At 60.4% G+C, this 13,647-nt stretch carries 14 protein-coding genes; 5 read left to right on the top strand and 9 right to left on the bottom strand.

Annotated features, from left to right (window positions below):
* Positions 1 to 14: 14 nt before the first annotated feature.
* Both ACMGG5_RS12090 and mtnA read right to left on the bottom strand, forming a co-directional pair.
* Entirely contained in the window at positions 15 to 485 is a 471-nt protein-coding gene (locus ACMGG5_RS12090) for an SRPBCC family protein (protein ID WP_049138715.1), read from the bottom strand.
* 42 nt (positions 486 to 527) lie between these two features.
* The gene (mtnA, locus tag ACMGG5_RS12085; RefSeq protein ID WP_090417828.1) at positions 528 to 1,544 is read right to left on the bottom strand and encodes an S-methyl-5-thioribose-1-phosphate isomerase; all 1,017 of its coding nucleotides are present in this window, start codon (positions 1,542 to 1,544) and stop codon (positions 528 to 530) included.
* Positions 1,545 to 1,648: 104 nt separating this feature from the next.
* Here mtnA and mtnK point away from each other — a divergent pair, with 104 nt between their 5' ends.
* Positions 1,649 to 2,848, top strand: a complete 1,200-nt coding sequence (gene mtnK / locus ACMGG5_RS12080) for an S-methyl-5-thioribose kinase (RefSeq protein ID WP_420277918.1) — start codon at positions 1,649 to 1,651, stop codon at positions 2,846 to 2,848.
* A 52-nt stretch (positions 2,849 to 2,900) separates the two neighbouring features.
* On the opposite strand, the gene ACMGG5_RS12075 is transcribed toward mtnK, so the two are convergent.
* From ACMGG5_RS12075 to ACMGG5_RS12060, 4 genes are all read right to left on the bottom strand, one after another.
* On the bottom strand, positions 2,901 to 4,142 hold the full coding sequence (locus tag ACMGG5_RS12075) for an LVIVD repeat-containing protein (RefSeq protein ID WP_175557788.1): 1,242 nt from the start codon (positions 4,140 to 4,142) through the stop codon (positions 2,901 to 2,903).
* A gap of 88 nt (positions 4,143 to 4,230) precedes the next feature.
* Positions 4,231 to 5,295 (bottom strand): sugar ABC transporter substrate-binding protein, encoded by a 1,065-nt coding sequence (locus tag ACMGG5_RS12070; RefSeq protein ID WP_090417834.1) that lies wholly within the window; start codon positions 5,293 to 5,295, stop codon positions 4,231 to 4,233.
* Positions 5,296 to 5,314: 19 nt separating this feature from the next.
* Complete coding sequence (locus ACMGG5_RS12065) at positions 5,315 to 6,310, bottom strand: ABC transporter permease (protein WP_024906992.1); 996 nt, start codon at positions 6,308 to 6,310, stop codon at positions 5,315 to 5,317.
* Positions 6,307 to 7,809, bottom strand: a complete 1,503-nt coding sequence (locus ACMGG5_RS12060) for a sugar ABC transporter ATP-binding protein (RefSeq protein WP_090417837.1) — start codon at positions 7,807 to 7,809, stop codon at positions 6,307 to 6,309. The genes ACMGG5_RS12065 and ACMGG5_RS12060 overlap by 4 nt, the downstream gene beginning before the upstream one ends.
* Before the next feature lie 159 nt (positions 7,810 to 7,968).
* Here ACMGG5_RS12060 and ACMGG5_RS12055 point away from each other — a divergent pair, with 159 nt between their 5' ends.
* The 4 genes from ACMGG5_RS12055 to ACMGG5_RS12040 all read left to right on the top strand — a co-directional run bounded on the left by ACMGG5_RS12055 (position 7,969) and on the right by ACMGG5_RS12040 (position 10,723).
* Positions 7,969 to 9,057, top strand: a complete 1,089-nt coding sequence (locus ACMGG5_RS12055) for an oxidoreductase (RefSeq protein WP_024906990.1) — start codon at positions 7,969 to 7,971, stop codon at positions 9,055 to 9,057.
* A gap of 57 nt (positions 9,058 to 9,114) precedes the next feature.
* Positions 9,115 to 9,858 (top strand): SDR family NAD(P)-dependent oxidoreductase, encoded by a 744-nt coding sequence (locus tag ACMGG5_RS12050; protein ID WP_024906989.1) that lies wholly within the window; start codon positions 9,115 to 9,117, stop codon positions 9,856 to 9,858.
* 183 nt (positions 9,859 to 10,041) lie between these two features.
* Entirely contained in the window at positions 10,042 to 10,344 is a 303-nt protein-coding gene (locus ACMGG5_RS12045; protein ID WP_267217083.1) for a type II toxin-antitoxin system RelE family toxin, read from the top strand.
* On the top strand, positions 10,319 to 10,723 hold the full coding sequence (locus ACMGG5_RS12040) for a helix-turn-helix domain-containing protein (protein WP_023305666.1): 405 nt from the start codon (positions 10,319 to 10,321) through the stop codon (positions 10,721 to 10,723). Before ACMGG5_RS12045 ends, ACMGG5_RS12040 begins: the two co-directional genes overlap by 26 nt.
* On the opposite strand, the gene ACMGG5_RS12035 is transcribed toward ACMGG5_RS12040, so the two are convergent.
* The 3 genes from ACMGG5_RS12035 to entH all read right to left on the bottom strand — a co-directional run bounded on the left by ACMGG5_RS12035 (position 10,720) and on the right by entH (position 13,646).
* On the bottom strand, positions 10,720 to 10,917 hold the full coding sequence (locus ACMGG5_RS12035) for a YbdD/YjiX family protein (RefSeq protein WP_006809671.1): 198 nt from the start codon (positions 10,915 to 10,917) through the stop codon (positions 10,720 to 10,722). The genes ACMGG5_RS12040 and ACMGG5_RS12035 overlap by 4 nt on opposite strands.
* A gap of 60 nt (positions 10,918 to 10,977) precedes the next feature.
* Positions 10,978 to 13,083, bottom strand: coding sequence for a pyruvate/proton symporter CstA (gene cstA, locus ACMGG5_RS12030; protein WP_024906987.1), 2,106 nt, complete (start codon positions 13,081 to 13,083; stop codon positions 10,978 to 10,980).
* 149 nt (positions 13,084 to 13,232) lie between these two features.
* Positions 13,233 to 13,646, bottom strand: a complete 414-nt coding sequence (gene entH / locus ACMGG5_RS12025) for a proofreading thioesterase EntH (protein WP_048993150.1) — start codon at positions 13,644 to 13,646, stop codon at positions 13,233 to 13,235.
* Position 13,647 lies beyond the last annotated feature (1 nt).

Below are 13,647 nucleotides of genomic sequence, written 5' to 3'. Positions count from 1 at the left end.
AGGCCGCTCGAGCTTCAACGCTTCAATCCCTTCACATACTCAACCAGCTGATCCAGCACAATCCCCCACCCTTCGTGGAAGCCCATCTGCTCGTGCTGCTCGCGGATTTCCTTCGTGGGGTGACGCGCAATCGCCGTATAGCGCGTTTTGCCCTCCCCGACATCTTCCAGCAATAAAATCGCCGTCATAAACGGCTTCTCGGCCGGTTTCCAGCCTTCGGTATAGCCGTCGGTAAAGACCAGCTTTTTCCCCGGATCGATTTCAAGGAACACACCCCGGTTATCCATCCGCTGACCGTCCACCTCAAACACGGTGTTGAACCGTCCGCCCACGCGCAGATCGAGGTCGCATTCGGTCACCTTATGGGGAGCAGGAATGAAGAAGTTTTTGATGTGTTCCGGCGTGGTCCAGCAGAGCCACAGCAGATCGCGCGGTGCGTCCACCACGCGCTCCAGTTTTAAGTCTGTTTCAGGATCGAGCGTCACGATATTGTCCTCTTAAGGGAACCCCTTAAAGGATAGCCGGACTCAGGCGAATTTCCCGTTTGCCACCGCGTCCGGCGTGACCACGCCCGTATCCAGCACCCAGCCGCTAATCAGCGAGGCAGGGGTAACGTCAAACGCCGGGTTATAAACCCGTGCATCTTCCGGCGCCCACTGCACCTCGCCAAAGCTTCCGGCTACGCCCGTCACCTCGCTGGCGGCGCGCTGCTCAATCGGGATCGCGTCGCCGTTCGGGCAGTCCGGATCGAGGGTCGTTTGCGGCGCGGCCACGTAGAACGGAATGCCGTGGAATTTCGCCAGCACCGCCAGAGAATAGGTGCCGATCTTATTCGCCACGTCGCCGTTAGCCGCAATGCGGTCTGCGCCCACCCACACGGCGTCCACCAGCCCTTTCGCCATCAGGCTGGCGGCCATGGAATCGGTAATCAGCTGATACGGCACGCCCAGCTCGCCAAGCTCCCACGCGGTCAGTCTGCCACCCTGCAGCAGCGGACGGGTTTCATCCACCCAGACGTTGCTGACCTTGCCCTCCTGATGCGCGCGAGCAATCACGCCCAGCGCCGTGCCGACACCCGCCGTTGCCAGCCCGCCGGTGTTGCAGTGGGTCAGCAGGCGGCTGCCGGGCTTCACCAGCGCGCTGCCCGCTCTCGCAATGGCGTCACAGAGTCGTTTGTCTTCGTCAATCAGGCGCAGCGCCTCCGCCACCAGCGCCGGAACATACTCTTCCTGCCACAGCGCCAGCTTCATGCGGTCAAGGTTGTTCATCAGGTTCACCGCCGTCGGGCGGGATGCGCGCAGGGTTTCCAGCGCAACCGCCAGCTCGTCACGGCTTTTGCCGTTTTCCGCCAGCAGCGCCAGCAGCAGACTTGCAGAGAGACCGATCAGCGGCGCGCCGCGCACCCGCAGGGCGTGAATATGCCCCACCAGCGCCTCTACCGTTGAGGCATCCAGCCAGCGTTTCTCCTGCGGAAGGGCCTGCTGGTCGAGAATAAAGAGCTGATTATCCGCTACCCGCAGGCTGGTCGTCTGTAATGTCTGCATGTCGTTAATTCCCTGTTGCGTTGTTGTAGCACATTGTGTCAGGATGAAATCCAGATGTATAGACGTCTACATGTCTTTATTAGCAAACCCGTGAGGAGCAGGCCATGTCGCAATACCGTACCTTTACCGCTCAGGACGCCGTGGAATATGCCAGGCAGTTTGGCGGCCTTGACGATCCTTCATCGCTGGTGGAGGCGCAGGAGGTAGGCGACGGCAACCTCAATCTGGTGTTCAAAATCTTCGACAGCGCGGGTGTGAGCCGCATCATCGTGAAGCAGGCGCTGCCCTACGTGCGCTGCGTCGGCGAGTCCTTGCCGCTGACGCTGGACCGCGCCCGTCTGGAGGCGCAAACCCTGGTCGAGCACTACCGGCACAGCCCGCAGCACACGGTGAAAATTCATCACTTCGACCCGGAACTGGCGGTGATGGTGATGGAAGATCTCTCCAGCCATCGCATCTGGCGCGGCGAGCTGATCGGCAACATCTACTACCCTCAGGCGGCGCGTCAGCTGGGTGAATACCTCGCGCACGCGCTGTTCCACACCAGCGATTTCTACCTGCACCCGCACGAGAAAAAAGCGCAGGTGGCAAAATTCATCAACCCGGCGATGTGCGAGATCACAGAAGATCTGTTCTTCAACGATCCGTACCAGATCCACGAACGCAACAGCTACCCGGCCGAGCTGGAAAATGACGTCGCCGCCCTGCGCGACGACGCCCAGCTGAAAATTGCCGTGGCCTCCCTGAAGCTCCGTTTCTTTTCTCAGGCTGAAGCCCTGCTGCACGGAGACATTCACAGCGGCTCGATTTTTGTGGCCGACGGCAGCCTGAAGGCCATCGACGCCGAGTTCGGCTATTTCGGCCCGATGGGCTTTGACGTCGGCACCGCTATCGGCAACCTGCTGCTGAACTTCTGCGGCCTGCCGGGACATCTGGGCATTCGCGATGCCGCCGCCGCCCGCGAACAGCGACTGACCGATATTCAGGAACTGTGGAACACCTTCGCGGAGCGCTTCCAGGCGCTGGCACACGAGAAAACACGCGACGCCGCGCTCAGCGCGCCGGGCTATGCCTCCGCCTTCCTGAAAAAGGTCTGGCATGATGCCATCGGCTTCTGCGGCACCGAACTCATTCGCCGCAGCGTCGGGCTTTCCCACGTCGCGGATATCGACACCATTCAGGACGAGGCGATGCGCCACGAATGCCTTCGCCACGCGATAACGCTCGGCAAGGCGCTGATTGTTATTGCCGACCGTATCGACAGCGCGGAAGATCTGGTGGCGCGGGTACGGCAGTACAGCTGATTTTCTCCCTCTCCCTGTGGGAGAGGGCCGGGGTGAGGGCATCAAACCGCACTCACCCCAAATACTCAATCACCGACAGCCCGCCGTTATAGTCCGTGCTGTAAATAATTCCCTGCGCATCCACAAACACGTCACACGACTGGATCACCTGCGGGCGATTCGGGCGGGTATCCATCATTTTCGCCGGCGCGGCAGGCACCAGCGCACCCGTTTCAACCGGACGATACGGATTGGAGATGTCATACGCGCGCACGCCCGCGTTCTGATACGTCGCAAAAATCAGCGTCGAGCTGACGAAGCTCCCCGGCCTGTTCTCGTGCAGGTTGTGCGGGCCGAAATGCGCCCCTTTAGCCACATAATCGATTTCATCCGGCTGTGGGAAGGTAGAGATGCTGACCGGATTCGACGGCTCGCGGATATCAAACAGCCAGATCAGCTTCTCCCCGTCCTCCTGGTTGTCGAGCACCGCTTCATCCAGCACCACCAGCAGATCGCGGTCCGGCAGCGGCAGCGCGGTGTGCGTCCCGCCGCCAAACGGCGGACTCCAGTTACGGTGGCTAATGAGCTTAGGACGGGTACGATCCTTCACGTCCAGCAGCGTCAGGCCGCCGTCGCGCCAGCTGCCGTACGCGGTATCGCCGGCAATAATCGCATGGTGGAGCGCGTAGCGTTTCCCTTCCGGCCAGTTCGGCTGTTCACCTTCGGCCTGGTTCATTCCCGGCAGCCACCAGCGCCCTGCCACTTCGGGCTTACGCGGGTCCGCAAGATCGATGGTCAGGAAGATATAGTCGGTAAAGCCGTCGATCAGCGCCGATACGTACGCCCAGCGGCCGCCGACGTACCAGATGCGGTGGATGCCAATCCCGTTCAGCGACAGAAAGCCGATTTCGCGCGGCCTGTCCGGCGTGGAGATATCAAACACGCGCAGCCCGGCGCTCCAGCCTTTGTCCTGCACGTCGCGGACGGTCTCCCCCACCTGGCGGGTGTAGTAGACCTTCTCGTCGGCAAAGCGGGCATCGGCAAACAGATCCCGGGCGTTAATCACCAGCAGCAGGTCGTCATGCGCCTGCAGGTGCACGTTCCAGGTGCCGGGCGGCGCGGGCACGTAGCCCGCCCCTTTCGGGTTCTTCGGGTCGCGCACGTCGACAATCGAAAAGCCCTGCGACACCATATGGCCGATATAGGCGAAACCGCGGTGCACCATCAGCTGCACGCCGTCCGGGCGACCGCCCTGGTCGCTATGGCCAATCAGCCGCATATTGCGGCTGTATTCGGGAGGGGGTAAATGATTCACCGTTAGCTCCTGTTGGTTTCCCCCTCTCCCCGTGGGAGAGGGCCGGGGTGAGGGCATCAGGCCGCACCTGATGCCACCCGGCTTGGTTTTATTTATTCTTCGCTTCCAGCGTCGCAAACCACGGTGCGATAAAATCTTCCGTCTGGCCCCAGCCCGGAATGATTTTCCCCAGCGACGCCACGTTCACCGCGCCCGGCTGGGCGGTCAGCAGCGCCTGCGGAATGGCCGCGGCTTTAAAATCGTAGGTCGCAGGCGTCGCTTCCCCGGCAATCTTGTTCGCCACCAGACGCACGTTGGTCGCGCCAATCAGCTTCGGATCCACCGCCACGCTCACCTTCCACGGGCTGCCCGGCTCGCGCATCAGCTGCAGATCCTGGTTGGAGATGTCGATGCTGTAGAGCTTGATCTCGGTGCGGCCGTTCTCTTTCAGCGCTTTGTACGCGCCCTGGCTGAAGGCGTCCCAGGTGCCCCAGATGGCGTCGATCTTGCCTTTCGGATATTTCGCCAGGATCGCACCCACTTTGTTAGCGGTGTCGCCCTGCACGTCAGAGGAGACCGCGCCGATGGACTCCAGCTCTTTGATGTCCGGATACTGCTTTTGTAGCTCTTTATAGGCCGCCTGACGACGCTCCATCGGCGGGAAGCCCGCCACCCACAGCTTGACGATATTGGCCTTGCCGTTGAAATCTTTCGCCAGCTGGCCGAAGGAGAGGTTCGTCAGGGAGGCATCGTCCTGCTGGGTGACGGTCACGCCCGGGATCTCGCCGTTAACGGCGGTATCAAAGACGGCGACCTTAATCCCGGCGTCCACCGCCTTCTTCACCAGCGCGGTGGAGTACGGATCGCGGCCCTGAGAAAGGATAATCCCGTCATATTTCTGGCTGATGGCCTGGTTCACAAAGTCCTGGAATTTGGCATCGTCCCCGTTGCTTAAAAAGGTGCTGACCTTAAAGCCAAGCTTCTTCCCTTCCTGAATGGCCCCGGCAATAAACTGCGTGGTGTTGTCGTCTGAGCCAAGGTTACGGATCACCGCGATGCGGATCGGGCCGTCATGGCTGGCAATGGCCGCCGGAAGCGGGGCGGGTGTGGCCGCGAAGCCAGGCAGAGCGGTGAATAACCCTAATGCCACCAAAGAGAGTGCAATCTTTTTCATTTTTTATCCCGTTGTGTTGTCAGCGTTTTTGTATGTACGTAATCGCCAGCGCTACCGCGAGCACCAGCCCTTTTATAATGTCCATGGCGTAATACGGCACGGAGAGCATCACCAGCCCGTTCGACAGCACGCCGAGAATAACCGCCCCGACCAGCGTCCCCAGCGCATTCGGCTTGCCGGACCCGGCCAGCGAGAAGCCAATCCACGCCGCCGCCACCGCATCCATCAGGTAACCGCCGCCCGCGTTTACCTGCGACGAGCCGATGCGCGAGGCCAGCAAAATCCCGCCCAGGCCCGCAAGCAGGGAGGCAATCACGTAGGCCGCCACCTTGTAGCGGGTGGTGCGAATCCCCGAGAGACGCGCGGCTTCCGGGTTGCCGCCAATGGCGTACATCCGACGACCGTGAGTGGTGAGCGACAGCCCCAGCTGCGCCAGAACCGTCACCACCAGCATGATGATCACAATCGTCGGCACCTGCCCCAGCAGGCTGAACGCCGCCGGAATGGTGCCTTCCGCCATGTCACCGCTCGGCAGCACCATGTTCTCGGTAATCGACCCGCCGTAGCTGTAGGTCATCGCCACGCCCTGGATCACAAACAGGCTGGCCAGCGTCGCGAGCATGTCCGGAATGCGCAGGATGACGATAAGAAAGGCGTTAAACAGCCCCACCAGCGTGCAGAGCGCGAGGGTGATCAGAATCGACTCGGTGGTACCAAAGCCGTGCCAGACGAACAGGGAAATCACCAGCGCATTCGCCAGTGAGGCGGTCGATCCCACGGAGAGATCGAACCCGCCAATGGTCAATGATATCGACACGCCAACGGCAATCACCGTCACGATGGCGATTGAGCGCAGAATATTGATGATGTTGTTCGGATCGAGGAAGCTGTCCGACGCCAGGCCAAAGACGGCCACCAGCGCGACGACGGTTAACAGCATGCCCCACTTGTAGAGAAAATCGAAAATCTGCTGACGGCCAGACGCCGTCGCGTTTACTGAAAGGGCCTTGCTCACGACGCCGTTCCTCCGGTTGAATAATAAAGTAGTGTCTCTTCACGGGCCTCGGCTCCGGCGATTTCCGCCACGATGCGCCCGTCCCACAGCACGCAGATGCGGTCGCACAGCCCGACCAGCTCGGCAAACTCGCCCGAGGCGTAAATGACCCCTTTGCCCTCGCGCGCCAGGCCGTCAATCAGCTGGAACAGATCGGTTTTGGCCTTCACGTCCACGCCTTTGGTTGGCTCGTCGAAGATCAGCACGCTCGCATCATTGCGCAGCCACTTGCCGATGGCGACCTTCTGCTGGTTGCCGCCGGAGAGACGTCGCAAAACCTGCCCGGGACCGCGGGCGCGCACGCCGACGCGGGCAATCACCTCCTCCGCCCAGCGCCACGCCTGACGATGGCCAAACAGGCTCCAGCGCGAGAAGCTGTTATCGGCGCACACGGCAAGGTTCATGCTCACCGGCTCGTCGATAAAAATGCCCTCTTTGCGCCGCTCCTCCGGCACCAGCGCCAGGCCGCGCAGCACCGAATCGGCCGGGTCGCGCGGCTGCCAGGGCTGTTGATTCAACTCACCGCGCGCCACGCGGCTTTTGCTGGCGCCAAACAGCGCCTTGCAGAGTTCGGTTTTCCCCGCCCCCGCCAGCCCGGCAATCCCGAGAATTTCGCCTTTGCGCAGGTGCAGGGAGATATCTTTCAGCAGCGCGTCGTCATGCAGACCTTCCACCCGCAGCAGCGTTTCGTCGCCGTGCGGCGGCCGAGCGGGCGGGTAGATATCGCTCAGCACGTGGCCGAGCATCTTCTCGACGATCGCTTCGCCGCTAAGATCGGCCATAGGGCCGGACTCGATCAGCTTGCCGTCGCGCAGCACCGTCAGGGTGTCGCAGATGGCCTTCAGCTCGTGAATGCGGTGGGAGATAAACACCACGCCGATGCCCTGCTGCTTTAACCGTCTCACCACGCCAAACAGGCGCTCGCTCTCGTGCGCGTCCAGCGGCGCGGTGGGCTCATCAAGAATCAAAAAACGGCAGTGATGGGACAGGGCGCGCGCCAGCAAAATCTGCTGCTTTTCGGCAAGCGTGCAGCTGTCGATGGAACGGCGTACGTCCAGAGAGACATCCAGCTGCGCCAGCGCCTGTCTCGCCTGCTGGCGGATTGCACGCCAGCGGAAGCGATGCCCCGGCTGCGCCAGCTGGTCGAGCATGATGTTCTCGGCGATGCTTAATCCCGGGATCAGCGCCACGTCCACTTCCTGCTGCACGAGGTGGATCCCCAGCCGTTTGGCATCGAGCGGTTCGCGGATGCTTACCGGCTGGTTATTGATGGAGATTTCGCCTTCATAGTGGTCGTGCGTCCCGCACAGCACCGCCATCAGCGTCGATTTCCCCGCGCCGTTGGCGCCGGTCAGCGCATGTACCGATCCGCCGGTTAAGGTGAAGTTCACGCGCGACAGCGCCTGAAAGCCGGAAAAGGCCAGGCTGATACTGCGCATTTCAAGGCGACTGGAAACCATCCGCGTAAATCCTTCATTACTCTTCTGATTTATCGAATTTTTCACAGCTCCGGTTGACTGACAACGAAGGAAAAGGCATAAGTTAAAGCGAAATATTATTAGCCATCCGGATGTCCAGACATAACATCGGGTTAGCGCTTGCTAAAAAAGGACAACACCATGAGCAACACCGATATCCGCGTCGTGCCTGGCCCGGCGAACTACTTCTCCCATCCCGGAAGCCTTGCGCATCTGAATGACTTCTTTACCCCGGAACAGCTTTCCCGCGCGGTGTGGATCTACGGCGAGCGCGCTATCGACGGCGCGCGCCCTTTCCTGCCTGAGAGCTTTCACGCGCCGGGGGCGAAACACCTGCTGTTTAAAGGCCACTGCAGCGAGCGCGACGTCACCCATCTGGTGAACGAATCCGGCAGTGACGCCAGCGTGGTGATTGGCGTCGGCGGTGGTGCGGTACTGGATACCGTCAAGGCCGTGGCGCGTCGTCTGGGCGTGCCGTTCGTGGGCATCCCCACCGTTGCCGCCACCTGCGCGGCGTGGACCCCGCTCTCCGTCTGGTACAACGATGCAGGTCAGGCGCTGCATTTTGAGATCTTCGACGACGCCAACTTCCTGGTGCTGGTAGAGCCGCAGATCGTCCTTAACGCCCCGGCGGAATACCTGCTGGCGGGCATCGGCGATACGCTGGCGAAGTGGTACGAAGCGGTTGTGTTGGCACCTGAGCCGCAGAACCTGCCGCTGACCGTGCGGCTGGGCATCAACGGCGCGCTGGCGATCCGCGACGTGCTGCTGGAGCACAGTGAGGAAGCACTGGCCGACCAGCAGCGCGGCGAACAGACGCAGGCGTTTCGGGACGTGGTGGATGCGATTATCGCCGGCGGCGGGATGGTCGGCGGGTTGGGCGAACGCTATACCCGCGTGGCGGCGGCGCATGCGGTGCACAACGGTTTAACCGTGCTGCCGCAGACGGAAAAATACCTGCACGGTACCAAGGTGGCCTACGGCATTCTGGTGCAGAGCGCCCTGCTCGGCCAGGACGACGTGCTGGCGCAACTGGTGACGGCGTACCAGCGCTTTAACCTGCCGACCACGCTTCGCGAGCTGGACGTCGACATCAATAACCGGGAAGCGCTGGATAAGGTCATTGCCCACACCCTGCGCCCGGTGGAGTCGATTCACTATCTACCGGTTGCGTTAACGCCTGACGTTCTGCGCGCCGCGTTTGAGAAAGTGGAATCCTTCAGCCGTTAATCGCGCCGACAGGCTATACCTAATGATGATTCTTTCTACTCTTGCAACGAGGTCATCATGCAGATCGATTTAACAGGTAAAAAGGCGCTGGTTACCGGTGCCAGCCGCGGGTTGGGTCGGGCTATTGCACTCTCGCTGGCGCGCGCCGGTGCGGATGTGATTATTACGTATGAAAAATCTGCCGATAAAGCCCAGGCGGTCGCCGATGAGATTAAGGCGCTGGGACGACACAGCGAAGCCGTGCAGGCGGACAGCGCCAGTGCGCAGGCGATTCAGGATGCCGTCACCCATGCGGCACGTTCCCTTGGCGGGCTGGACATTCTGGTCAACAATGCCGGGATCGCGCGCGGCGGCCCGCTGGAGTCCATGACGCTGGCAGATATTGACGCCCTTATCAACGTCAACATCCGCGGCGTGGTGATCGCCATTCAGGAAGCGCTGGTGCACATGTCCGACGGCGGGCGCATCATCAACATCGGCAGCTGTCTGGCAAACCGCGTGGCGATGCCGGGCATTGCCGTTTACTCGATGACGAAGTCCGCTCTTAACTCCCTCACCCGCGGTCTGGCCCGTGATTTAGGACCGCGCGGCATTACCGTAAACCTGGTGCACCCCGGCCCCACCAACAGCGATATGAACCCGGAAGACGGCGAACAGGCGGAAGCCCAGCGCCAGATGATTGCGGTCGGTCACTACGGCCAGCCGGAAGACATCGCGGCGGCGGTCACCTTCCTCGCCAGCCCGGCTGCCGGGCAGATCTCCGGTACCGGTCTGGACGTGGACGGTGGTTTGAACGCCTGATCGCACATTTCCTGCAAGCCTCTGTCGTCCGGCAGAGGCCTTCCCGAGCACCCTCGACGGTTCCCGTTTTGCCGCTTTCTTCCGGTTTTTCTCCGCTCTACAGTACCCCATTAGAAATTCGGAATTTATCTAATAGTCTTATTATTTCCTTATATTCTGTGTGGGCGTACAGTGGAGGTACGGATGAAGATTGTCTGGTCAAAAACAGCAGAGAAGCAATTTTCTAAAATCGATACGCGATATCAGAACCGCATTAAATTCAGGCTGGAGAAGATGGATGATAAAACATCACCTGCCGCGGATATCAAGAAATTATCTTCTCCCGAAAACCACTACAGGTTGCGATTAGGTGATTACAGGGTCATTTACACCTTCGGAGACCCGCCAGGTGATACCTGTTACGTAGTGGCGGTAAAACGCCGGACAACCACCACCTACCTTCATGAGGAGCATACGGAATATGACTATTCAGTTCATCAAGGATGAAGAAGGAAAAAAACAGTATGTTGTCATTCCCTACGGTGAATATTTTCGCATGCGTTTAGCCATGCTTGAGTATGATGACGATGATGAAAACGACTGGGAAGACATCCCTTACGAATCAGATATCTACGATAACGTAGGTTTACCGGGTGAAGTGTGCGACATCATGCATAGCGAGAACGTCAGCCTGCAGGCCGCGTGGCGTATCCTGCGTGGGTTATCCCAGCAGGAGGTGGCGGAGAAACTCGGTATCAGCCAGTCCGCCGTGTCACAGCTGGAAGCGCTGGACTCCCGTCCGCAAAAGCGCACCCGTGAAAAGCTGGCGGCGATCTACGGCTGTAAGCAGGAGCAGATCAGCCTCTATCTTCCGAAAGAGGGTTAACAGCACTTCGCTCCGCCCTTGCCGCCGTAACGGGCGTCCTGGCGGTCACGGAAAAATTCTTCATAGGTCATTGGCGTCTGGTCCGGATGGTTGACGCGCATATGCTCGACGTAGTTGTCGTAGTCCGGCACGCCAATCATCATTTTGGCGGCCTGGCCCAGGTACTTACCGGCTTTGGAAAGGGTGTCGAACATGATTCTGATCTCACAGGGAATGTAGGCCGGGTAAGGCGAAGCCGCCACCCGGCACAAAGGTTAGTGCGCCCCTTTCGCCTGGGTCACAATCTCTTCCAGGTTTTCAGGCATTGGCTCGTACGGCGTCTCTTTCGCCGTTGGCTTATCGTTTTTCAACGCCGCCAGCGCGGTCTTGAGAGAATACAACGCCAGCACCACGACCACCACCATAAAGAAGATGGTCAGCCCGGCGTCCAGACGGTTGTTAAACACCAGCTGAGACAGCTGCGACTCGGTGTACTGCGCCGGGATCTTACCGCTGTCGATCATCGCCTGGAACTTGTTGGCGATCGCCAGGAAGCCCACTTTGTTGTCCGGGCTGAAGGCTTTCTGCCAGCCTGCAGTCAGGGTACAGATCAGCAGCCATGCGGTTGGCACTAATGCCACCCAGGCGTAACGCTGGCGCTTCATCTTGAATAGCACCACCGCGCAGAGCATCAGCGCCATGCCTGCCAGCATCTGGTTGGCGATACCAAACAGCGGCCACAGGGTGTTAATCCCGCCCAGCGGGTCGACCACGCCCTGATGCAGGAAGTAGCCCCATGCCAGCACGCACAGCGCCGTCGCCAGCAGGTTAGCCGGGAGCGAATCGGTACGCTTCAGGTTCGGGGAGATCACCCCCAGCAGGTCCTGCAGCATAAAGCGCGCCGCACGGGTTCCCGCATCCACCGCAGTCAGGATAAACAGCGCCTCGAACAGGATGGCGAAGTGATACCAGAACGACACGTCCATCAGCCCGCCCAGCGCGCCGTGCAGGATGTAGGCCATGCCGACCGCCAGCGTCGGCGCCCCGCCCGCACGGGAGATAATCGACTGCTCGCCCACTTCACTGGCGATGCTCGTCAACGTATCAGGGGTAATCGCAAAGCCCCAGCCGCTCACCACCTGCGCGGCGGATGCCACCACGTCAACGGTTCCAGCCGGCGCCAGGACCGCCATCGGGCTGTTCATCGCGAAGTACACGCCCGGGTCGATGATACAGGCCGAGACCAGCGCCATGATGGCGACGAAGGACTCCATCAGCATGCCGCCGTAGCCAATCAGGCAGGCCTGATTTTCGTTCGCCAGCATCTTCGGCGTCGTCCCGGAGGCGATCAGCGCGTGGAAGCCGGACACCGCGCCGCAGGCGATGGTGATAAACAGGAACGGGAACAGGTTTCCGGTCCAGACCGGGCCAGTGCCGTCGATAAATTTGGTTAACGCAGGCATGGTCAGGGTCGGGCGCATAATCAGAATGCCGATCGCCAGCCCAATGATGGTGCCGATTTTCAGGAAGGTAGAGAGGTAGTCACGCGGGGCCAGCAGCAGCCACACCGGCAGCACCGCCGCCACAAAGCCGTAGCCCACCAGCATCCAGGTCAGCTGTACGCCGGTAAAGTCGAAGAACGGCGCCCAGGTCGGGCTTTCCGCCACCCAGCCGCCGGAGATAATGGCGAACACCAGGAATACCAGACCAATCACCGACACTTCACCAATGCGGCCCGGACGCAGGTAGCGAATGTAGATCCCCATGAACAGCGCCAGCGGAATGGTAAAGGCAACGGTATAGGTTCCCCACGGGCTGTGGGTCAGCGCTTTCACCACGATCATCGCCAGCACCGCGAGGATGATTACCATGATCATAAAGGTCGCCACCAGCGCAATCACCCCGGCGGTGGCCCCCATCTCCTCTTTCACCAGCTCACCCAGCGAACGTCCGTCGCGGCGGGTGGAGACAAACAGCACCATAAAGTCCTGTACCGCCCCCGCCAATACCACCCCGGCGAGGATCCAGATCATCCCCGGCAGGTAACCCATTTGCGCCGCCAGCACCGGACCCACCAGCGGGCCTGCCCCGGCAATCGCCGCAAAATGGTGACCGAACAGCACTTTCTTGTCGGTCGGCACGTAGTCCAGCCCGTCGTTGTGGCGGACGGCTGGCGTCATGCGCGTCGCATCAACGCCTAACACGTTCTTTGCGATATAGCGGCCATAAAAACGGTACGCGATCAGATAAATGCAGACGGAGGCGACAACGATCCAGAGCGCGTTGATCTGCTCCCCCCGGTTGAGGGCGATATAGCCCAGGGCAAAGGCTCCCACAACGGAGAGCCCTGCCCATGTAAGGTATTTCCCTGAGTTGTTCATAGTTGTTGTCCGTTGTTGTGAAACAGTGAGATGTTACATTTTGTTTCTAGAACAACCGGAAAAATTTAACAACTTTGAAACGCAATAATGCGTGGTCAAACCAGAGATTTACACCACAGTGTTAAGCCGATCACTTTGATCTGCCTGGGCTAGCCCAACACCATCGTACTCAGCCGGCAGGTGCAGCACCGCCGCCCCTGCTCGTCGAAGACCACGATCTCCCAGCTTTGGCTCGAACGCCCAAGATGCAGCGGCTGGCACACCCCGCGCACCTTACCGTGGGAGACCGCGCGATGGTGCGTGGCGTTCAGCTCCGTCCCCACCACGCTCTGCCCGTCGCGGGTCATCAGAAAACCGGCCATTGAGCCCAGCGTTTCCGCCAGCGCCGCCGACGCGCCGCCGTGCAGCAGGCCAAACGGCTGGTGGGTACGCGCATCCACCGGCATCTCCGCTTCCAGCGTGTCGTCGCCGATACGGGTATAGACAATGCCGAGATGCGCCACCAGGGTGTTCAGGCTGGTCGCGTTCAGCTCCTCGAGCGGTATATGACGTTTCCAGATCATC

Source organism: Enterobacter sp. BNK-34 (assembly GCF_048684445.1).
In the GTDB taxonomy this organism is placed as follows: domain Bacteria; phylum Pseudomonadota; class Gammaproteobacteria; order Enterobacterales; family Enterobacteriaceae; genus Enterobacter; species Enterobacter pseudoroggenkampii.
Note: the sequence above shows the minus strand (reverse complement) of the source record. Positions and strands in the feature narration are given on the sequence as shown.

What these genes read in the sequence shown, in the direction of transcription:
- mtnA (WP_090417828.1), bottom strand. Translation starts at nt 1,544, where the DNA reads ATGCAGACATTACAGACGACCAGCCTGCGGGTAGCGGATAATCAGCTC.
- ACMGG5_RS12035 (WP_006809671.1), bottom strand. Translation starts at nt 10,917, where the DNA reads ATGTTCGACACCCTTTCCAAAGCCGGTAAGTACCTGGGCCAGGCCGCC.
- cstA (WP_024906987.1), bottom strand. Translation starts at nt 13,083, where the DNA reads ATGAACAACTCAGGGAAATACCTTACATGGGCAGGGCTCTCCGTTGTG.
- ACMGG5_RS12045 (WP_267217083.1), top strand. Translation starts at nt 10,042, where the DNA reads ATGAAGATTGTCTGGTCAAAAACAGCAGAGAAGCAATTTTCTAAAATC.
- entH (WP_048993150.1), bottom strand. Translation starts at nt 13,646, where the DNA reads ATGATCTGGAAACGTCATATACCGCTCGAGGAGCTGAACGCGACCAGC.
- mtnK (WP_420277918.1), top strand. Translation starts at nt 1,649, where the DNA reads ATGTCGCAATACCGTACCTTTACCGCTCAGGACGCCGTGGAATATGCC.
- ACMGG5_RS12040 (WP_023305666.1), top strand. Translation starts at nt 10,319, where the DNA reads ATGACTATTCAGTTCATCAAGGATGAAGAAGGAAAAAAACAGTATGTT.
- ACMGG5_RS12055 (WP_024906990.1), top strand. Translation starts at nt 7,969, where the DNA reads ATGAGCAACACCGATATCCGCGTCGTGCCTGGCCCGGCGAACTACTTC.
- ACMGG5_RS12060 (WP_090417837.1), bottom strand. Translation starts at nt 7,809, where the DNA reads ATGGTTTCCAGTCGCCTTGAAATGCGCAGTATCAGCCTGGCCTTTTCC.
- ACMGG5_RS12070 (WP_090417834.1), bottom strand. Translation starts at nt 5,295, where the DNA reads ATGAAAAAGATTGCACTCTCTTTGGTGGCATTAGGGTTATTCACCGCT.
- ACMGG5_RS12050 (WP_024906989.1), top strand. Translation starts at nt 9,115, where the DNA reads ATGCAGATCGATTTAACAGGTAAAAAGGCGCTGGTTACCGGTGCCAGC.